Source organism: Arthrobacter sp. P2b (assembly GCF_900168295.1).
Taxonomy (GTDB): Bacteria; Actinomycetota; Actinomycetes; order Actinomycetales; family Micrococcaceae; genus Arthrobacter.
Genome location: NZ_FVZL01000005.1, coordinates 87,613 through 107,419 on the forward strand (window position 1 = coordinate 87,613; position 19,807 = coordinate 107,419).

The 19,807-nt window shown below is 67.6% G+C and carries 15 protein-coding genes; 6 read left to right on the forward strand and 9 right to left on the reverse strand.

Going from position 1 to position 19,807, the window contains the following annotated elements; translation table 11 throughout:
* The first annotated feature begins 57 nt into the window (after positions 1 to 57).
* From B5520_RS10955 to B5520_RS10975, 5 genes are all read left to right on the forward strand, one after another.
* Positions 58 to 1,155: a threonine aldolase family protein gene (locus B5520_RS10955; protein WP_079597091.1), complete on the forward strand. Its 1,098-nt coding sequence runs from the start codon at positions 58 to 60 to the stop codon at positions 1,153 to 1,155.
* Positions 1,156 to 1,210: 55 nt separating this feature from the next.
* Positions 1,211 to 1,858, forward strand: a complete 648-nt coding sequence (locus B5520_RS10960) for a DUF3000 domain-containing protein (protein ID WP_079597092.1) — start codon at positions 1,211 to 1,213, stop codon at positions 1,856 to 1,858.
* Between the two features lie 55 nt (positions 1,859 to 1,913).
* On the forward strand, positions 1,914 to 3,251 hold the full coding sequence (locus tag B5520_RS10965; protein WP_079597093.1) for an HRDC domain-containing protein: 1,338 nt from the start codon (positions 1,914 to 1,916) through the stop codon (positions 3,249 to 3,251).
* A gap of 164 nt (positions 3,252 to 3,415) precedes the next feature.
* Positions 3,416 to 4,684, forward strand: a complete 1,269-nt coding sequence (locus tag B5520_RS10970; protein ID WP_079597094.1) for a thiolase family protein — start codon at positions 3,416 to 3,418, stop codon at positions 4,682 to 4,684.
* The gene (locus B5520_RS10975) at positions 4,681 to 6,846 is read left to right on the forward strand and encodes a 3-hydroxyacyl-CoA dehydrogenase NAD-binding domain-containing protein (protein ID WP_079597095.1); all 2,166 of its coding nucleotides are present in this window, start codon (positions 4,681 to 4,683) and stop codon (positions 6,844 to 6,846) included. The genes B5520_RS10970 and B5520_RS10975 overlap by 4 nt, the downstream gene beginning before the upstream one ends.
* Positions 6,847 to 6,856: 10 nt before the next feature.
* On the opposite strand, the gene B5520_RS10980 is transcribed toward B5520_RS10975, so the two are convergent.
* From B5520_RS10980 to B5520_RS10990, 3 genes are read right to left on the reverse strand one after another with little or no spacing between them, the layout of a single operon-like run.
* Positions 6,857 to 8,410 (reverse strand): ABC transporter ATP-binding protein, encoded by a 1,554-nt coding sequence (locus B5520_RS10980; RefSeq protein ID WP_368483722.1) that lies wholly within the window; start codon positions 8,408 to 8,410, stop codon positions 6,857 to 6,859.
* 2 nt (positions 8,411 to 8,412) lie between these two features.
* Positions 8,413 to 9,156 carry an energy-coupling factor transporter transmembrane component T gene (locus B5520_RS10985; RefSeq protein WP_079597097.1) on the reverse strand — a complete coding sequence of 248 codons (744 nt, stop codon included), beginning with the start codon at positions 9,154 to 9,156 and terminating at the stop codon, positions 8,413 to 8,415.
* Positions 9,157 to 9,186: 30 nt separating this feature from the next.
* Positions 9,187 to 10,029: a glycosyl transferase family 9 gene (locus tag B5520_RS10990; protein ID WP_079597098.1), complete on the reverse strand. Its 843-nt coding sequence runs from the start codon at positions 10,027 to 10,029 to the stop codon at positions 9,187 to 9,189.
* Between the two features lie 189 nt (positions 10,030 to 10,218).
* Between B5520_RS10990 and B5520_RS10995 the strand changes: the two genes are divergently transcribed.
* Entirely contained in the window at positions 10,219 to 11,643 is a 1,425-nt protein-coding gene (locus tag B5520_RS10995; protein WP_079597099.1) for a mycothione reductase, read from the forward strand.
* 5 nt (positions 11,644 to 11,648) lie between these two features.
* Here the strand turns inward: B5520_RS10995 and B5520_RS11000 are convergent, their stop codons facing one another.
* The 6 genes from B5520_RS11000 to B5520_RS11025 form a co-directional block, all read right to left on the reverse strand.
* Entirely contained in the window at positions 11,649 to 12,674 is a 1,026-nt protein-coding gene (locus B5520_RS11000; RefSeq protein WP_079597100.1) for a nucleoside hydrolase, read from the reverse strand.
* Positions 12,675 to 12,680: 6 nt separating this feature from the next.
* A complete protein-coding gene (locus B5520_RS11005) occupies positions 12,681 to 13,658 on the reverse strand; it encodes an aldo/keto reductase (RefSeq protein WP_079597101.1) in 978 nt (325 codons plus the stop codon).
* Between the two features lie 9 nt (positions 13,659 to 13,667).
* Positions 13,668 to 14,228 carry a hypothetical protein gene (locus B5520_RS11010; protein ID WP_079597102.1) on the reverse strand — a complete coding sequence of 187 codons (561 nt, stop codon included), beginning with the start codon at positions 14,226 to 14,228 and terminating at the stop codon, positions 13,668 to 13,670.
* Positions 14,225 to 14,806, reverse strand: coding sequence for a DUF402 domain-containing protein (locus B5520_RS11015; RefSeq protein ID WP_104443513.1), 582 nt, complete (start codon positions 14,804 to 14,806; stop codon positions 14,225 to 14,227). The genes B5520_RS11010 and B5520_RS11015 overlap by 4 nt, the downstream gene beginning before the upstream one ends.
* A 32-nt stretch (positions 14,807 to 14,838) precedes the next feature.
* A complete protein-coding gene (gene dxs, locus B5520_RS11020; protein ID WP_079597104.1) occupies positions 14,839 to 16,812 on the reverse strand; it encodes a 1-deoxy-D-xylulose-5-phosphate synthase in 1,974 nt (657 codons plus the stop codon).
* A gap of 129 nt (positions 16,813 to 16,941) precedes the next feature.
* On the reverse strand, positions 16,942 to 19,767 hold the full coding sequence (locus B5520_RS11025; protein WP_079597105.1) for an aconitate hydratase: 2,826 nt from the start codon (positions 19,765 to 19,767) through the stop codon (positions 16,942 to 16,944).
* Between the last annotated feature and the right edge of the window lie 40 nt (positions 19,768 to 19,807).

Here is a 19,807-nt window from a genome sequence, read left to right on the forward strand (position 1 = left end):
CGGTGCCTGACTGTACGGTGCAGTGAAGATACATAGACTGAAAGCGTGAGCAAAGGCATGACAACAACAGCAGAAACAGGCGCGGCCATGCGGCTGCACGACCCCACCGTGCGGGGCTTCGCGTCGGACAACTACTCCGGCGTCCACCCCGAAGTCCTGGCCGCACTGGCGGCAGCCAACGACGGCCACCAGGTCTCCTACGGGGAGGACGACTACACCGCGCGGCTGCACGAGCTGATGGTGGAGCATTTCGGGCCGGGCATCGAGTGCTTCCCCGTATTCAACGGGACCGGCGCCAACGTGCTGTCCCTTCAGTCGCTGCTCCCCCGCTGGGGTGCCGTGGTGTGCGCCTCCACCGCCCACATCAACATGGATGAGAACGGCGCCCCGGAACGCATCGGCGGCATCAAGCTGCTGCACGTCCCCACGCCGGACGGCAAGCTCACGCCCGAGCTGATCGACCGGGAGGCCTGGGGCTGGGGCGACGAGCACCGCGCCCAGCCGCTGGCCGTGTCCATTACGCAGACCACCGAGCTTGGCACCTGCTATACGCCGGAGGAAGTGCGGGCCATCGCCGACCACGCCCACGCCAGGGGCATGAAGCTGCACATGGACGGCGCACGGCTGGCCAACGCCGCAGCCCACCTCCAGGTACCGCTGCGTGCCTTCACGCGGGACGCCGGCGTGGACATCCTTTCCTTCGGCGGCACCAAGAACGGCCTGCTGTTCGGTGAAGTGGTGGTGGCACTGAACCCGGAGGCCGCGCACGGCCTGGTCTACCTGCGGAAAATGAACATGCAGCTGGCCTCGAAGATGCGGTTCATGTCGGCCCAGTTCATTGCCCTGCTCGAGGGCGACCTCTGGCTGCGGTCCGCGTCGCATGCCAACGCCATGGCGGCCCGGCTCCGCGCCGCCGTCGACACCATCGACGGCGTCCAGCCAACGCAGAAAACCGAATCCAACGGCGTCTTCGCCATCCTGCCCCCGGGCGTGGCAGACAAGCTGCGCACCTCCTTCCGCTTCTACGACTGGAATGAGGCAGCCGGCGAAGTGCGCTGGATGTGTTCCTTCGACACCACCGAGGAGGATATCGATGCCTTCGCCGCAGCGATCCGCCATGAACTCCGCGATCACCGGAACGGGCAGTCCGGCTAAGCCGCCGGCGGCGAGCCTTCCCGCCCTGCCCCTTCCCGTTGCGTAACCTGCGAAGGTGAACGCACTTGACCAGGTTCCCCCGGACTTTCTCCACGCGTTGGGAACCCTCAGGAAAGCCCAGTGCCGCAAGGAACTCCGCCTCGCGGAGATCCCCGCGCCGGCACGCCTGGCACCTTTCGCCGTCGCGCTGGGTGCGGAAGTCATGGCACCGGGCACCGGAACCGCCACTCCCCTGCACGGCCCCGCCGCCATGGCCCTCGCCTCCGCGGCGGGGACAGTGGACGACGACGAAACGGAGCTGGCTACCGGCCGTTTCATCCTGCTCCATGACCCCGACGGCTCGGCAGTCTGGGACGGCGAGTTCCGGATTGTCACGTACATCCGGGCCGAACTGGAGCCGGACATGGGCAATGACGAGATGCTCGGAACAGTCGCCTGGACCTGGCTGGTGGAGGCGCTGGAGAACCACAAGGCGCAGTACCGGGCAGCCGGCGGAACTGCCACCCGGGTCCTTTCCGAGAGCTTCGGCACCCTTGCGGAACGGCCGGGCTCCATCGACATCGAGCTCCGCGCCTCGTGGACCCCGGCATCCCCGGACGTCACGGCACACCTCGAGGCCTGGTCCGACATGGTCTGCACTTTCGCCGGCCTGCCGCCGCTTCCGGACGGCGTGACGCCCCTGCCGCACCGGCGGCGGAACTAGGCATGGCCCTGCCGCCACCCGTCCGCGGCCTGCCGGCCGGTAAACTGGGGGCATCATGACCCCTAATATTCCGGAAAACACCACGGCCGGCGTTCCGGCTGCTGATACCGCACCCCACATCACGGTGGAAGGCTTCGACAGCCCAATCCCCGAAATCATCGAACTTGCCGCGCCCCGGGACGGCGTACCGCTGGTCATCGAAACGCAGGCCGGCCTGGAGCGCTGCGCCGCCGCCATCGCCGCCGGAACAGGCCCGGCAGGAGTCGACGCCGAACGCGCTTCCGGATTCCGGTACGGGCAGCGGGCTTTCCTGGTCCAGATCCGCCGCGAAGGGGCCGGGACCTGGCTCATCGACCCCGAACCCTTCGAGAACCTGGACATCATCAACGATGCCCTCCGCGGCGTCGAATGGATCCTGCACGCCGCCAGCCAGGACCTGCCCTGCCTCTCAGAACTCGGCATGTGGCCGGACAAACTCTTCGACACCGAACTGGCCGCCCGCCTGGCCGGACTGCCCCGGGTGGGCCTGGCCGCGGTGATCGAACAGCTGCTGGGGTTCGGCCTCGCCAAGGAGCACTCGGCCGCCGACTGGTCCACCCGGCCCCTGCCCGAGCCGTGGCTGCGCTACGCGGCCCTCGACGTCGAGGTCCTTACCGAGCTGCGCGAAGAACTCGTGGAACTTCTCGAGGCGGACGGAAAACTCGACTACGCCGAGCAGGAATTTGCTGCCATCCTCGCAGCGGGCGTGGCCCCGCCCCGGGTCGACCCCTGGCGGAAGACCTCCGGCCTGCACCAGATCAGGGACCGCCGGCAGCTTGCCGCCGTCCGGGAACTGTGGCTGGAGCGCGATTCGCTGGCGCAGAAAAGGGATGTGGCACCGGGCCGGCTGATCCCGGATTCCGCCCTGGTGGCAGCGGCCAAGGCCATGCCCGCCACGGTGCCGCAACTGCTGGGCACCAAGGGCTTCCATGGCCGGGCGGCGCAGCGGGAAGCCCCGCGCTGGCTGCGCTGCATCGCCACCGCGCGCGACCTGGAAGAACTTCCGCCGCTGCACCTGGCCACCAACGCCCCGCCGCCGCCGCGCGTCTGGGCAGACCGCGACCCCGAAGCGGCCGCACGGCTGGCCACTGCCCGGCCCCTGCTGCAGGAGAAAGCCGACCAGCTGAACCTGCCGCTGGAAAACCTGCTGACTCCGGATTACCTGCGGCGCGTGGCATGGCGTCCTCCAGCGGAAATCAGCGAAGCATCGGTGGCCGCTGAACTGCGCACCCTGGGGGCACGCGAGTGGCAGGTCGGACTGGCGGCACCCCTGATCACCCACGCTTTCCTCAATCCACAGCCCCTGCCGCCCAAGGAGCCCAAGCCGGCTGCCGCCGTACCGGCGGAACAGTAGCCCCTCCCGGTAGTTCGGCTCCGCGCCGGCCGCCCCCGCCGGAAGGCACGGGCTCTCCTCTTGCAGGCTAAGTTACTGGCGAGTAACATCGGGTTCACTGCCGTCATGATGCTGCCGTAGTCCGGCATGCATTCAGGCGCCTACGTCTCGATGAGGAGTTAAACGTGAGCCACCACGGAAGCGGCGCATCCCAGCGCACTGTCCGCGACATCGTCTTTGTTGACGGCGTCCGCACACCATTCGGCCGGGCCGGCGAGAAAGGCATCTACGCCGGAACGCGCGCCGACGACCTGATCGTGAAATGCATCCGCGAACTGCTTCGCCGGAACCCGTCCCTGCCGCCGGAGCGCGTGGATGAAGTGGCCATCGCAGCCACCACCCAGACCGGTGACCAGGGCCTCACCCTTGGCAGGACTGCAGCCCTGCTGGCCGGCCTGCCGCGGACCGTCCCCGGGTTCGCCATTGACCGGATGTGCGCGGGCGCCATGACCGCCGTGACATCGACTGCCGGAGGCATCGGCTTCGGCGCCTACGACGTTGTCATTGCCGGCGGGGTGGAGCACATGGGCAACCACCCGATGGGCTCCGGCGCCGATCCCAACCCCCGTTTCATGTCGGAGCGGCTGGTGGACCCGGCGGCACTGAACATGGGCAACACCGCCGAAAACCTGCACGACCGCTTCCCGGCCATCACCAAGCAACGCGCCGATACCTACGCCGTCGCGTCCCAGGCCAAACTTGCCGCCGCCTACGGAAAGGGCCTGATCCAGCCGGACCTGGTTCCGGTGGCTGCCCGGAAGCCGGGTGAGGGGTGGACTGTCCACAGCGTTGACGAACCGCCGCGGCCCGGCACCACCATGGCGGACCTGGACGCCCTGCGGACACCTTTCCGGCCGCACGGCCGGGTCACCGCCGGAAACTCCGCCGGCCTGAATGACGGCGCCACCGCTGCGGTGTTGGCCTCCGCAGAGGCCGCCGCGGAGCTCGGCCTGCCGGTGAAGATGCGCCTGGTCAGCTATGCCTACGCCGGGGTGGAGCCCGAGGTAATGGGCATCGGCCCCGTTCCGGCCACCGAGAAGGCACTGGACAATGCCGGGCTCACCATCGGGGACATCGGCCTGTTCGAAATCAACGAAGCCTTCGCCGTGCAGGTCCTCAGCTTCCTGGACCATTTCGGGATTCCCGACGACGACCCCCGCGTCAACCGCTACGGCGGCGCGATCGCCGTCGGGCATCCCCTTGCTTCCTCAGGCGTCCGGTTGATGACCCAGCTCGCCCGCCAGTTCGAGGAGGATCCCTCCGTCCGCTTCGGCATCACGGCAATGTGTGTGGGCCTGGGCATGGGCGGCACCGTAATCTGGGAAAACCCCCACCATCCCGACTACAGCGGAACCACATCCGCAGCGTCGGCAACTGAAGGAGCCACGGCATGAGCGCCGCAGATTTCATCGAGTTCGCCGCCCTGTTCCCCGACGAAACCGTCACCCACGCGCTCGTCCGGGACATCGAACTGCCGGCCGCCGCCGGCAAGCCAAGCCCGGGAACCTTCGCCCTCATCACCCTCGACAACGGCCTGGACCACTCCAAGCCCACCACGCTGGGACCCAGGACCCTCGTGGAACTCGGCAAAGTACTCGAAGGCCTCCGGGAGCGGGCCGCCCGCGGCGAGATCGCCGGCGTCGGCGTGACGGGCAAGCCCTACTACCTGGTGGCGGGCGCAGACCTTTCAGCGGTGAAGGCACTTGAGAAGCGGGAACACGGGCTGTGGATGGCGCAGCTGGGGCACGACGTCTACCGCACGCTCGCCAACCTGGGGGTTCCCAGCTTCGCGTTCATCAACGGTGCAGCCCTGGGCGGCGGGCTGGAAATCGCCCTGCAGTCCACCTACCGCACCATGTCCACCGGCGCGGGCGCCCTGGCACTGCCGGAAGCCTTCCTTGGCCTGGTGCCCGGCTGGGGCGGGGTCTACATCCTGCCGCGCCTGATCGGCCCGGAAAACGCCGTGAAGGTGATGATCGAAAACCCGCTCAGCAACAACCGGACACTGACCGGACCCCAGGCCTTCGAACTCGGCATCGCCGATGCCCTCTTTGAGCCGGCGGACTTCCTTGAGCAGTCCCTGGCATGGGCCGCGGAAGTCATCTCCGGCCACGTTGTTCCGGAACGTGGCAACGCCGTCGACCCCGCCGCGCCCGATACCGCAGCCAGGTGGGCTGCCGCAGTGGCAGCAGGACGCCGGTTCGTGGAGGCAAAGACATCACACGCCGCACACGCCCCGGGAAAGGTCCTTGACCTCCTGGAAGCCAACCGCACCATCACCCAGGCGGAGTCTGCAGAGCTGGAATGCGAAACCCTTGCAGAACTCATGCAGACCGACGAGTTCCGCGCCACCGTGTACGCCTTCCTTGACCTCGTCCAGAAACGCTCCAAGCGCCCCGCCGGCGCCCCCGACCGCAACCTGGCCCGTCCGGTCACCAAGGTAGGCGTGGTAGGCGCCGGCCTGATGGCAAGCCAGCTGGCGCTGCTCTTCGCCCGCCAGCTCAAGGTCCCCGTGGTGATGACGGACATCGACCAGGGCCGCGTGGACAAGGGAGTGGGCTACGTCCACGCCGAAGTGGACAAGCTCCTGGGCAAACAGCGGATCAGCCAGGACGCCGCCAACCGCACCAAAGCGCTGGTGACGGGATCCGTGTCCAAGGACGTGTTCACCGACGCCGACTTCGTCATCGAAGCCGTCTTCGAAGAACTGAACGTCAAGAAGCAGGTGTTCGCCGAGCTGGAAGCCATCGTCACCCCTGACTGCATCCTGGCCACCAACACCTCCTCGCTGTCCGTGACCGCCATGGCCGAGGACCTGCAGCACCCGGAACGGCTGGTGGGGTTCCACTTCTTCAACCCCGTGGCCGTGATGCCGCTGCTGGAAATCGTCAGGGCCCCGCGGACCGATGACGCCGTCCTCGCCACCGCCTTTGAACTGGCCAAGGCGCTCAAGAAGACCGGGGTACTGGTCAAGGACGCCCCCGCGTTCGTGGTCAACCGCATCCTGCTGCGCCTGATGGGCGAAGTCACCGCCGCCTTCGACGAAGGCACTCCGGCAGACGTGGCGGACAATGCCCTGCGGCCCATGGGCCTGCCGATGACCCCCTTCACGCTGCTGGCCATGGTGGGGCTGCCGGTGGCCCAGCACGTCCAGGAATCACTCAACGCCGCGTTCGGCGACCGGTTCCCGGTGTCCGCCAACCTGCAGAAACTCATCGACAACGGAGTGAAGGCCCTCTGGGAAACCGCCCCGGACGGCACGCAGGAAATCCCGCAGTCCACGCTGTCGCTGATGTCCTTCGGCACCAGCCCCTCCACCGGCGAAGACGTCCTGCGCCGTACCCAGGACGCCCTGGCCCAGGAGATCGGACTGATGCTGGACGAAGGCGTGGTGGCAGGCCCCGAAGACATCGACCTCTGCATGATCCTCGGCGCGGGCTGGCCCATGTTCCTCGGCGGCATCACCCCGTACCTGGACCGGGTGGGGGCCTCGGAACGCGTCAACGGCAAGCCCTTCCTGCCGCCGGGCAGGGCGTCCCGCCCGGCCGCGGGATAACCGGACCGGTTTAGGCTTCCGCTAGCCGGCCGGCGTCGAGCGCAATGGTGCGGTGCGCCGCCGATCGTGCGTAACCCAGGTCATGGGTGACCAGCACGACGGCGGCGCCCTCCGCCGCCGCGGACCGGACCGCCGCGTCCAGGACGGCAAGCCCATCGCCGTCGAGGGCGACGGTCGGCTCATCCAGCGCGAGGACGGCGGGTTTGCGGGCCAGAACTGTCGCCAGGGCCAGCAGCCGCTGACGCGACGCGGGCAGCTCCGCGGGCTGTTCGTGGGCTGCCGCTGAGAGACCGACGGCCGCCAGTGCCGCCGAGGCCCTTTCCCCTGCCTCATCCTGCCCAAACAACCGGTCCAGACCGAACCGGACCTCCCGCAGGGCGGTGCGTTCGAACAGCTGCTCGCGCGGGTGCTGGAACAGCAGGCCCACCGCGGCTGCCGTGGAACCGACCGGTTTTCCGGAAATGTCCTCCCCCTGCACCAGGACGGTTCCGGTGGTGGGCCTCAGCAGGCCGTTGAAGTGCCTCAGAAGCGTTGATTTTCCCGCCCCATTGGGCCCGGTGACGGCCACGATCTCGCCGGGATGGACCGCAAGGTCGATTCCCTGCAGCACCGTCGATTGGTTGTCAGTGGTACGGGAGCCCTGACGGCGTTGCCACGTGAAGCCCTGCCTGGCGGGACGGCCGTCCTTCCGGTACCCGAAGGAAACCCCGCGGAGCTCCAGGGCCGGGGCGGAATGTCCGGCAGAGCGGGGAACCGGCGCGACGCCGCCCGGCGAGGGCCCGTCCTTGATGCGCCGGATACCCGCCAACACCGCCGGTGACCCTGCCTCCAGCGCGGCGGGCGTTCCGCTTGCCTTGACCGTGCCGTCCGCCAGGACGATCCAGTTGTCGGCTTCCCGGAGCACCCCGTCCACCATCTGGCTAAGGATGACGACGGCGGTGCCGGCCTTCACGAGGCCCCGCACCAGGTCACCCAGTTCGCGGGCGCCCGCAGCGTCAAGGGAGGCGAAGGGCTCATCCATGATGAGCACCGGCGGGCGGGTAATGATGGCGCAGCCGATGGCCAGGCGTCGAAGCTGGCCGCCCGAGAGCCGGGCCGGATGGCGCCCCAGCAGGTTGCGAAGTCCCAGCAGGCCCGCCGTCTGCTCAACGGCTGCCACCATGGCGGTACGGCCCACGGCGGAGTTCTCGAGGCCGAACGCGAGTTCCTCCGCCACGGTGGCCCGGACCGTGGACAGGACGGCACCAGCATCCTGGGGAACAAAGCCCACCTGCCGGCCCCACTGCGCGGGGTCAATCCGGGGGTCCCCGGCGTCGCCGTTGAACTGAAGCCGGGTGCCGGTGAGCTCCAGGAACCCGATAAGGTTCCCGCCGGGTCCCGGGGGCAGCCAACCGGCAAGGAGCCTTCCCAAGGTTGTTTTGCCGCTTCCGGAGGTACCCAGGACGGCCATCAGGGACCCCGGGGCGACGGCAACATCCAGCCCCTGAAGGACCGGCCCACCCCCGTCGTGGAAGGTGAACTCCCGGATGCCGGCCGCCATAACCGGCTCTGCGGAATACGGCACGCCTAGCCTCCGGTCCCGGCTAGCCATAACCGCCAGACAACGGCAGCCGCAGCCGCCGCGAGCAAGAGCATGCGCAGGAGGCGCTGGATAGCGGAGTCGGGGACCTCCCGGTAGCTGGTGCGCGGCCCTGGACTGCTGAACCCGCGGGCTTCCAGGGCCGCGGCGCGGGTTCCGGCGTCCTCCACCAGGGAGAGGACCAGCGGGATGGCCTGCAGCCGGAACGCCGCCACTTTGTGCAGCAGACCGCGCCGGATGACCAGCCCACGGGACTCCTGGGCCTGCCGGATCCGTCCCGCCTGCGCAGTAATGGCGGGCAGCAGGGTCAGGGTGGAAGCCAGCACAAAGCCGAACCTGCCGTGGACGCCGCGCGACGCCAACGCGGCCACCAGGTCCGGAACGTTGACGCTGAAGGAAAACACCAGCAGGGCCAGGACGGCGGCTGACAGTTGGGCCGCCCGTTCCCCGGCGAAGGCCAGGCCTTCGGCGGTTACCCGGGCCGGGCCGAACTGGGCCAGGACCGTCCGGCCCTCGGGAAAGGACAGCCCGTGCACGATCAGCAGGGACAGGCCCAGCGGCACCAGCACGGCCGCGGCCGCAGGCACCAGCCGCCGGGCGGTGCCACCGGCAGCGGACAGGCCCAGTGCACCCGCGCCCACGGCGAGGGAAACGGGCCAACTCGCTGCCGCCGTCGTGATAACCGCCGTGCTGCCGGCAAAGGCCAGGGAAGTCAGCGGGTGGAGGCGCATAGGCTGGTGGTTCCTGTTCAGGAGGTCTGTTCAGGAAGTCTGTGTGGAGCCCTGCGCTGCTGCCGGTTCGTTCGTGGTTCCGGCAAGGACACGGTGCCTGCGGACGAACGGGAACTGCAGCCGGGTCCGCCGCGGCAGCGCATAGACCAGGACGGCCACCACGGTGAAGACGATGGCCTTGTCCATGGGGTCGGAGATGAGCGCCTGCTTGGTGATGGCTGCCAGGAGGGTGTCGCCCATGGAGCGGAAGGCGCTGACGATCGCACCGGTGGCCACACCGGACGTGCCGCCGAAGACGAAGGCTGCCACCGGGGCGGACACCACACCGCCAATGATGCCCGTGGCAAACCCTGCTACGGGGGCGAGATAGAAACGGCGGAACAGGCCGTAGCGCGCGGCCAGGCCGGCGAGGCAGCCGATCAGTGCGGCGCCGGCGGCGAACGGCAGCACGGTGGGGTTGAAGAAGGACCAGACGATGCTGCTGAGGGCTCCCGTGGCGGCACCCGCTGCGGGTCCTGCCAGCACGGCGATCAGCACCGTGCCGATCGCGTCAAGGTAGAACGGGACCAGGGTGCTGCCCACGAACTGGCCCAGCACGATGTTCAGGACAAGGGCCACCGGGATCAGCACGAGGGTGGAGGCAGGAAGCGTGGGCAGGACCGCCACGATGAGCAGGATGGCCCCCACCAGGAAACCTGAAAGGGCGATCAGGGCCGAGGCGCTGCCGGGTCCGCCGGTGATGTCCGCGGGCTGGTTCAGGACCAGGTAGATGTAGGTCCCGGCAATGGCCAGGGCGCCAAGGATTTCCAGCAGCCGGCGCCTGCGGGCAGCAGCGGGCGCCGGGGACGGCAACGTCAGGGAGGGCGATGACATGGGGTTCCTTCTGGGTGCTGGCATGGGAGCCCGGAGATCCCGGGCGGAACGGAACGCCACCTATGTCACCTCGGTGGCAGCCGCCGGATTCTGCAACGACATACTGCAACCGGCGGGCCGCGGACCATTCTACCGGGACGTTGTGCGGCATGGCTGCTGCCGGGCGGACGGTGCCCTAGACTCCCCCTTATGCCCCACTACGACCTTGCCATTATCGGCTCCGGCTCCGGCAATTCGCTGATCACCCCGTTCTGGGACGGCAAGCGCGTGGCGTTGATCGACGGCGGGGTGTTCGGCGGCACATGCCTGAACGTGGGCTGCATCCCAACGAAGATGTTCGTGTACCCGTCGGCGCTGGCGGCAGTGCCCGCCGAGGCCGGCCGCCTGGGCGTTGACCTGACCCTGGACAAGGTGCACTGGAACGGCATCCGGGACAGGATTTTTGGCCGGATAGACCCGATATCCGCAGCCGGCCGCCGGTACCGGGCGGACGAGCTGGACCACGTGGACCTGTATGAGGAGTACGCCCGCTTTACGGGACCCCGGGCGCTCCGCGCCGCCTCCGGTGTGGACATCACGGCGGACCAAGTAGTGGTGGCGGCGGGCTCACGGGCGGTCCTCCCGGACGTGCCGGGAGCCAACCTTCCCCAGGTCCACACGTCGGATACCGTCATGCGGCTCGAGGGTGCGCCGGAGAAGGTGGTGGTGGTTGGCGGCGGATACATCGCCGCGGAGTTCGCTGCCGTTTTCCATGGTTTCGGCTTGGACGTCACCCAGGTGAACCGGTCCGGGCGCCTGCTGCGCGGCAACGACCCCGAAATTTCGCGTCGCTTCGCCGCGGCCGCCGCAAGCCGCTGGAAGCTGGAGCTTGGCTACCACCTGCAGTCCGTGGAGGCCAGCGGCGACGGCCGGGCCACCGCAGTGTTCCTGGACGACGCCGGCCGCAGCCTGAGCGTGGCGGCGGACCTTGTCCTGATGGCGACCGGCCGGGTGCCCAACACAGACCGGCTGGACGTGGAGGCCGCAGGCTTCGACCTGGACGACGACGGCACGCTGGCCGTCGATGAAAACCTCCGGATTCTTTCGGGCGGGCAGCCGCTGGCGGGCGTGTACGCGCTGGGCGACGTCGCGAATTCCTACCAGCTCAAGCATGTGGCCAACCGGGAAGCCCGGGTGGTGGCCCACAACCTGGAGCACCCGGGCCGGCTCCGGCCCATGGACTACACAGCGGTGCCGGCTGCTGTTTTCTCCAATCCCCAGGTAGCCTCGGTCGGCCTGACAGAGGATGAGGCCCGGGCGCAGGCTGCACCGGGGACGGAGATTGTCACTGCAATCCAGGAGTACGGGTCCACGGCGTACGGCTGGGCCATGGAGGATGAGGAAGGTGTGGTCAAGCTCATCGCGGAGCGCGGTACGGGCCGCCTCCTTGGAGCGCACATCCTGGGCCACGAAGCGTCGATGCTCATCCAGCCGCTGGTCCAGGCGATGGCCACGTCAGTGCCGGTGCACGAGCTGGCGCGTGGTCCTTTCTGGATCCACCCTGCGCTGATGGAAGTGGTGGAGAACGCCCTGCTGGCGCTGGATGTGGACCTGCCGGAGGATGCCCCGCTGTAGGGTCCTCAACCCACCCGGGCCGCGAGGTCCCCCACCGCGGACACCAGTTCGCTGAAGGCCTGCGCCGGGTTGTTGCCGGACACCACCCTGGCGTTGGGCGGGACGCCCCACAGCCCGCGGAAATCCGCCACGGTGGTTCCCACCAGCAGTGGGGACGCCGTTTCGACGTCCACCGTTGCCGGCCGGGCGCTGTATTCCAGGGTGCCGGCCGCCACCCCGGCGGCGAAGAAGTCGTGGACGTGGGCCAGGTAGCCCTGGTCGTACAGCCGGTGGAACTCGAAATAGAAGCGCAGGGCATCGGACAGGTGCCTGACCAGCACATTGTCCGAGGTACTGCGCTGCCCCTCAGGCTGATTCGGGAGCACGAGCTCGGGGACCACGGCCCCCGCCGCTTCCGCCAGTTGCCGAACGTGCTCCGGGTGCATCTCCATCCGCTCCGTCGTGTCCAGCGAACAAACGATGGGCAGCTTGTCGAAGGGCCGGCCCCGGTAGGCGGCGTACACCTCCTTGGCCGCATGGGGGTCAACGTGGGTGTTCCATTCCGCGGTGGGAGTGGTGTTGCCCTGGTAATAGAAGCAGCCGCCCATGATCACGACGTTGGCCAGCAGGTCAGGCAGTGCCGGCTCCTTGCGGAGTGCCAGGGCGAAGTTGGTCAGCGGCGCCGTGATCAAGGCCGTGAGCTCCCCCGGCCGGGACCGGGCATGTTCGATCCAGAGGTCCACCGCGTCCCGCTCCGACACCTGACCTGACGGTTCCGGCAGGACGGCGTGGCCTATCCCCTGGGGCCCGTGCGTTTCAGGTGTTGTCAGCAGCGGTATGGACAGCGGACGGCGGGCGCCGATGGCCACCTCCACGCCGGGCCGGCCGCACAGTTCCAGCAGGGCCAGGGTGTTGCGGGCCACCTGGTCGGCATCGACGTTTCCCGGTGTTGCCGTGACCGACACGAACTCCGTGTCCGGAAGTGCGGCGAGGTAGGCCAGCGCCAGGGCGTCGTCGATGCCGGTGTCGACGTCGAGGAGGTAGGCGGTCACGGCGGCCTAGAAGAGCGCGATCTTGGGCGCCGCGGGGAAGATGCTGTCCAGCTCGGCGAGGTCCGCATCCGACGGCACCCAGTCTGCCGCTGCGGCGTTTTGCCGGACCTGCTCAGGCCTGGTGGCACCGGCAATAACGCTGGCCACGGACTTTTGGGCCGCCAGCCAGGAAAATGCGACCTCGATTTCGGTCAGGCCGCGCTGCTCGGCGAACCGGCTGAACGCGCCCAGCTGTTCCCAGTCGGCGTCGTGCACCATGTTCGTGCGGGTATGGCTGAGCCGGGACCCCTCCGGTGCGTGGCCCGGCGCGTACTTGCCCGTCAGCAGCCCGTTGGCCAGCGGGAAGTACGGCAGGACCCCCAGCCCGAATTCCTCTGCTGCGGGAGTCACCTCGAGTTCCGCGCGCCGGTCCAGGAGGTTGTAATGGTTTTGGGTGGAGATGAAGCGGGCTCCACCCAGCTGCCGCGCCACGTACTCAGCCTGGGCGATCTGCCACCCGGCCCGGTTGGAGTGGCCGATGTAGCGGACTTTTCCGCTGCTGACGAGCGCGTCGAGCGCGGCGAGGGTCTCCTCGATGGGCGTCAGCGGGTCCGGCGTATGGAACTGGTACAGGTCGATCCAGTCCGTGCCCAGCCGGCGCAGCGAGGCTTCCACCGCCTGGAGGATGTAGCGCCGTGATCCGCGGGCACCGAAGTCGATGCCGCTGGCACCCTTCATGTCCATCCCGAATTTGGTCGCCAGGACCACGTCCGCGCGCCTATTGCCCAGGGCCTTTCCCAGCATGGTTTCGCTCAGCCCGGGTTCGCGGCCGTACGTGTCGGCGACGTCGAACAGGGTGATCCCGGCATCGAGGGCCGCGGAGACCACGGCGTTGGTGGCCTCCTGGGATTCGGTGGCGGTGTTGGCGCGGCCAAGGTTGTTGCAGCCCAGGCCCACCGTGGAGACGGTCAGGCCGGATTTTCCAACGCGGCGGTACGTGGTCACGGACGGCTCCTAGAGGCTGAAGCCGGTGGCGGGCTTGGCGGAGTGCTTGAGTTTGAAGTTGGCCGGCTCATTGAAGGGCGCGGCTCCGATGCTGAGCTTGGTGAAGTCCAGGTCCTCGCCGCGGGCGCAGATCTTGATGGCGTTGACGGCCTTGTTCACGTCCGGGCAAAGGCAGAAGATGTTCAGCTTGTAGTCGGTGAATTCGGAGCGCTCCACGGTACCGAGCCCCCGCCATGCGAGGTGGCTGATGAGGGCGTCCTTCGCCTTTTCCTCCAGGTAGCGGTCCCGGTCGGTGCCTTCCCTGGTCTTCAGGGCGAACTGGGCCACCACCCAGAACTGTTCCCCCTCCGGGATCTCCGCGTAGCCGTCCTCGGCGCACTGCACGGCGAAGGCGTCCAGGAGGCCCTCGGCGGCATCGGGGTCGGCGACGTCCGTCTCTTCCGTTGTGCTCTGGTGTCCCACGACGCCGAAGTTCATCACGAACTGGGCGTAGTCCTCGTCGAACCAGGCCTCCCTGAAGTGGAGGGTTCCCTCGTCGTCGCGCTTGTAGACCCTGACTATTCCGCTCATCCACGTCCCTTTGTGAACCATTCGACGTCGGTACCGTCGAAAGGTGCCTGCTGTGCCTTGACGGCCTGGTAAAGCTTTTCTGCGGAGGCCTGGAGGGACTCTGCCAGCGCTGTGGGGTAGTCCATCGCCACCCGGTGTTCAGCGAATTCGTCCTCGTCGTCAATAAAGACACCGCGGGTGGCCGTCCGGACCACGTCCAGGTCCATGTCGATGACGTGGAACTCTGTGACTTTCGGGCGGATGGTGTTCCACTCGTGCGCGACGGCCAGGTCGATGTAGATCCGCACCCCGCCGGGGTGGGCGTCATCGTAGAAGGTGGCAACCCAGTCGCCGTCGCGGGGTACCAGGAGCACGGCGTCGGACTTGGTGTAAAAGGCGGCACCGGGCCGGGAACAGAATTCGTTGGTGCCCTGGAAAATCCACCAGCCGTGCCGGTCCTCGCCCAGGTAGCGGCCCGGCACCACCCAGTGGGCTTTGCCGTTCCACTTGCGGTTGCGCGCCACCACCAGTTGTCCGGGCTCCAGGCCTTCCGGAACACGGGTCCCCGCGGGGTGGTCCTCCGCGGCCGGCTCCCGCAGGACCCCCGGATACTTCAGCTCGACTTCCCCCCTCACAGGATGGGAAGGCTGCCGGTGGTGGGGTGCTGCTGCCCAGGCAGGGGACGCGCGAACGGAACCTTTGTTCCCAGAACCTGCGCGACGACGTCGTGCGCTATCTGCTGGGCGGTCAGCCCGACGCGTTCCAGGACCTGCTTGCGGGTGCCGTGGTCCAGGAACTCAACGGGCAGGCCCACCTCGTTCAGGGCGGTATCCACGCCTGCCGCGCGCATTTCCTGCCGGATCCGCGAGCCCACGCCGCCGGCCCGGACGCCGTCCTCAATGCAGATCACCAGCCGGTGGTGCGAAGCCAGCGCAATGATGGAACGGCGGACCGGAAGCACCCAGCGCGGGTCCACGACGGTGGTGCTGATGCCCTGCGCGCCCAGCCGGTTGGCAACGTCCAGGGCAAGCTCTGACATGGCACCGACGCTGATGATCAGGACATCGTTTTCGGTGGACCCGGAAGGACGGCGGGCCAGGACGTCCACGCCGTCGCTGAGGCGTTCCAGCGCTTCAATTTCGGCGCCGACGGACCCCTTGGAGAAGCGGACCACGCTGGGCGCGTCGCTGATGGCAACGGCCTCCCGAAGTTCCTCGCGGAGTCGGGTGGCGTCGCGGGGCGCGGCAAGGTGGAGCCCCGGAACGATTTGGACCATGGACATGTCCCACATGCCGTGGTGGCTGGCGCCGTCGGGTCCGGTGACGCCGGCACGGTCCAGGACGATGGTGACGCCTGCCTTGTGCAGGGCGACGTCCATGAGCAGCTGGTCGAAGGCGCGGTTGAGGAAGGTGGCGTAGACCGCCACCACCGGGTGCAGGCCCCCGAAGGCCATTCCCGCAGCAGCGGTGAGGGCATGCTGTTCGGCGATGCCGACGTCGATGACCCGCTCCGGGTGCCTGGCAGCGAACTTGTGCAGCCCCACGGGAATCAGCATGGCGCCGGTGATGCCTACGACGTCGTCACGCTCGTCCGCGATGGCCGCGATTTCGTTGGCGAACACGGAGGTCCAGGACTGCGCACCCGCGGTACCGGTGGGTTCGCCCGTTTCCGGATCGATGATGCCAACGGCGTGGAACTGGTCGGCCTCGTGGGCACGGGCGGGGGCGTAGCCGTGACCTTTCTCGGTCATGGCGTGCACAATGACGGGCCCGTTGTAGTGCTTGGCCGTGGCGAGGGCATGCTCCATGGCCTGGAGGTTGTGCCCGTCAACCGGTCCGATGTACTTCATGCCCAGGTCCTCGAACATGCCCTGAGGAGCCCACCAGTCCTTAATGCCCTTCTTCATGGCATGCAGGCTCTTGTAGGTGAACTGGCCCGCCGGGCCGCCGTTCTGGAGCTTCTTCTTCCACCAGTCCAGGGCAACCTCGTATGCCGGGGCTGCGCGGAACGAGTCGATGGTGGGGCGCAGCGAGGCGAGGTAGTCCGCGAAACCGCCAACGGTGGGCGCGTAGGACCTGCCGTTGTCGTTGACTACGATGACAACGCGGCGCCGCCTGTCGGCCGCAATGTTGTTGATGGCTTCCCAGGCCATGCCGCCGGTCAGGGCGCCATCACCGACGACGGCGACGACGTGCCGGTCGCCCTCGCCGGTCAGCTGCCGGGCACGCGAGATGCCGTCGGCCCAGGACAGCGAGGAGGAAGCGTGCGAGCTTTCCACGATGTCGTGCTCTGACTCCGCGCGGGACGGGTAACCCGAGAGGCCGCCTTCCTGGCGGAGGGTGCTGAAATCCTGGCGGCCGGTCAGCAGCTTGTGGACGTACGACTGGTGGCCCGTGTCGAAGACGATGCTGTCACGCGGCGATTCGAAGATGCGGTGCACGGCGAGCGTCAGTTCCACCACGCCAAGGTTAGGGCCGAGGTGTCCGCCCGTCTGGGAGACGTTCGTGATCAGGAAATCCCTGATCTCCGAAGCCAGCTGCTTGAGCTGTTCTTCGGTTAACTCGTTCAGGTCCTGCGGATTCCGGATGGTGTCCAAGATTCCCAATGACCCCTCCTTCGGGTGGTAGACGTGCCGTTTAACTCTAACGCCTTGGTACAAATGCAAAGCCGAAGCCCCGGCTGGTCGGTGACCGGCCGGGGCTTCGGGATGGTGGTGCCTGCTGGGCAGTTACCGCTAGTTCGCGGAGATCTGGCGCAGCACGTACTGCAGGATGCCGCCGTTGCGGTAATAATCCGCTTCACCCGGGGTATCGATGCGCAGGACCGCGTCGAAGGACTTTGTGGATCCGTCTTCGGCGGTTGCGGTGACCTTGAGGGTCTTGGGCGTGGTGCCCTCGTTCAGGGCGGTGACGCCCTCAACGGAGAACGTCTCCGTGCCTGCCAGGCCGAGCGTCGCGGCGGACTCGCCGGCCGGGAACTGCAGCGGCAGGACGCCCATGCCGATGAGGTTGGAGCGGTGGATACGCTCGTAGCTCTCGGCGATGACGGCCTTGACGCCCAGCAGGGCCGTGCCCTTCGCGGCCCAGTCACGGGACGAGCCGGAACCATATTCCTTGCCTGCCAGGACCACCAGCGGGGTGCCGGCTGCCTGGTAGTTCTGCGCGGCGTCGTACACGTACGCCTGCGGGCCGCCTTCCTGGGTGAAGTCGCGGGTAAAGCCACCTTCGACGCCGTCCAGGATCTGGTTCTTGATGCGGATGTTTGCGAACGTTCCGCGGATCATGACCTCGTGGTTGCCACGGCGGGAGCCGTAGGAGTTGAAGTCCTTGCGCTCCACGCCGTTGGCCAGCAGGTACTGGCCGGCAGGGGTGTCGGACTTGAACGAACCGGCCGGGGAGATGTGGTCGGTGGTGACCGAATCGCCCAGCTTGAGGAGCACGCGGGCACCGGTGATGTCCTTGACCGGCTCCGGCTGCGCCTTCATGCCCTCGAAGTACGGGGGCTTCCGGACGTAGGTGGAGTTCGGGTCCCAGGCGAAGGTGTCGCCGGCGGGGGTGTCGAGCGCCTTCCAGCGCGCGTCGCCGTCGAAGACGCCTTCGTAGCCCTTGGCGAACATCTCTTTGTCGATCGAGGAGTCGATGACCTGCTGGACCTCAACCGGGTTGGGCCAGATGTCCTTCAGGAAGACGTCGTTGCCGGCCTCGTCCTTGCCGAGGGCATCGGTTTCGAAGTCAAAGTCCATGGAACCGGCCAGGGCGTACGCGATGACCAGCGGCGGGGAGGCCAGGTAGTTCATCTTGACGTCCGGGTTGATGCGGCCTTCGAAGTTGCGGTTGCCCGAGAGGACAGCAGCGACGGCGAGGTCGTTGGCCTGGATTGCCTCGGAGACTTCGGCTTCCAGCGGGCCGGAGTTGCCGATGCAGGTGGCGCAGCCGTAGCCCACGATGTAGAAGCCCAGCTTCTCCAGGTAGGGGGTCAGGCCGGACTTTTCGTAGTAGTCCGTGACGACCTTCGAGCCGGGGGCGACAGAGGTCTTGACCCACGGCTTGGCGGTGAGGCCCTTTTCGACGGCGTTGCGGGCCAGCACGGCGGCGGCGAGCATGACCGACGGGTTGGACGTGTTGGTGCAGGACGTGATGGAGGCGATGGTCACCGCTCCGTGGTCCAGCTCAAACTCGCGTCCGTCGGCCATCTTGACCGGAACCGGGCTGGAGATGCGTCCGGCGCCGCCGTGCGCTGCCGAGTACTTCGGCGGTTCGCGGTCGGTGTCGGAGATGTGGGTGGAGCCCCCGGTGAAGGACGGGGCGTCCGAGGCGGGGAACGTCTCTTCGAGCGATTCGTCCAGCGTGCCGGCGTTCGCGTCGTGGGAGACGTAGTTCTTGAGGTCGTGGCGGAACTCGTCCTTGGCCTCGGTCAGCTCGATGCGGTCCTGCGGGCGCTTGGGGCCTGCGATGGACGGCACAACCGTGGACAGGTCCAGTTCCAGGTACTCCGAGAACTTGATGTCGCGGGACGGATCGTGCCAGAGGCCCTGTTCCTTGGCATAGGACTCCACGAGTGCCACGTTCTGGTCCGAGCGGCCGGTGAGGCGCAGGTAGTCCAGCGTGACGTCGTCGATGGGGAACATGGCGGCGGTGGAACCGAATTCCGGGCTCATGTTGCCGATGGTGGCGCGGTTGGCGAGCGGCACTGCGGCCACGCCTTCGCCGTAGAACTCGACGAACTTGCCCACTACACCGTGCTTGCGGAGCATCTCGGTGATGGTCAGCACAACGTCGGTGGCGGTGGCGCCTGCGGGGATGCTGCCGCTCAGCTTGAAGCCGACCACGCGCGGGATGAGCATGGAGACGGGCTGGCCGAGCATGGCTGCCTCGGCTTCAATGCCGCCGACGCCCCAGCCGAGCACGCCCAGGCCGTTGACCATGGTGGTGTGCGAATCGGTGCCGACGCAGGTGTCCGGGTAGGCGCGGAGGGCGCCGTCAACTTCGCGGGTCATGACGGTGCGTGCCAGGTATTCGATGTTGACCTGGTGCACGATGCCGGTTCCCGGGGGAACCACCTTGAAGTCATCGAATGCGGTCTGGCCCCAGCGCAGGAACTGGTAACGCTCGCCATTGCGCTGGTATTCGATCTCCATGTTGCGCTCCAGCGCGCCGGAGTTGCCGAATGCATCGATCTGGACCGAGTGGTCAATGACCATCTCGGCAGGTGCCAGCGGGTTGACCCGCTTGGGGTCGCCACCCAGTTCCTTGACGGCTTCACGCATCGTCGCCAGGTCCACCACGCAGGGGACGCCGGTGAAGTCCTGCATGATCACGCGTGCCGGCGTGAACTGGATTTCTGTATCGGGCTGGGCGTTGGGATCCCAGCCGGCCAAGGCGCGAACGTGATCGGCAGTGATGTTCGCGCCGTCCTCGGTCCTCAACAGGTTTTCAAGCAATACCTTGAGGCTGAACGGAAGGTTTTCTGCACCTTCAACGGAGTTCAACCGGAAAATTTCGTATTCGGTTCCGGCTACATTAAGTTTGCCTTTTGAACCGAAGCTGTCCACAGTGCTCATCGCAGGACTCCTCTCGCAACAGTTTCATCTTTGTCGCGCG

Coding starts and splice junctions, on each gene's coding strand:
- B5520_RS10995 (WP_079597099.1), top strand. CDS start 10,219: ATGCCCCACTACGACCTTGCCATTATCGGCTCCGGCTCCGGCAATTCG.
- B5520_RS10975 (WP_079597095.1), top strand. CDS start 4,681: ATGAGCGCCGCAGATTTCATCGAGTTCGCCGCCCTGTTCCCCGACGAA.
- B5520_RS10990 (WP_079597098.1), bottom strand. CDS start 10,029: ATGTCATCGCCCTCCCTGACGTTGCCGTCCCCGGCGCCCGCTGCTGCC.
- B5520_RS10955 (WP_079597091.1), top strand. CDS start 58: ATGACAACAACAGCAGAAACAGGCGCGGCCATGCGGCTGCACGACCCC.
- B5520_RS11010 (WP_079597102.1), bottom strand. CDS start 14,228: ATGAGCGGAATAGTCAGGGTCTACAAGCGCGACGACGAGGGAACCCTC.
- B5520_RS10985 (WP_079597097.1), bottom strand. CDS start 9,156: ATGCGCCTCCACCCGCTGACTTCCCTGGCCTTTGCCGGCAGCACGGCG.
- B5520_RS11025 (WP_079597105.1), bottom strand. CDS start 19,767: ATGAGCACTGTGGACAGCTTCGGTTCAAAAGGCAAACTTAATGTAGCC.
- B5520_RS10965 (WP_079597093.1), top strand. CDS start 1,914: ATGACCCCTAATATTCCGGAAAACACCACGGCCGGCGTTCCGGCTGCT.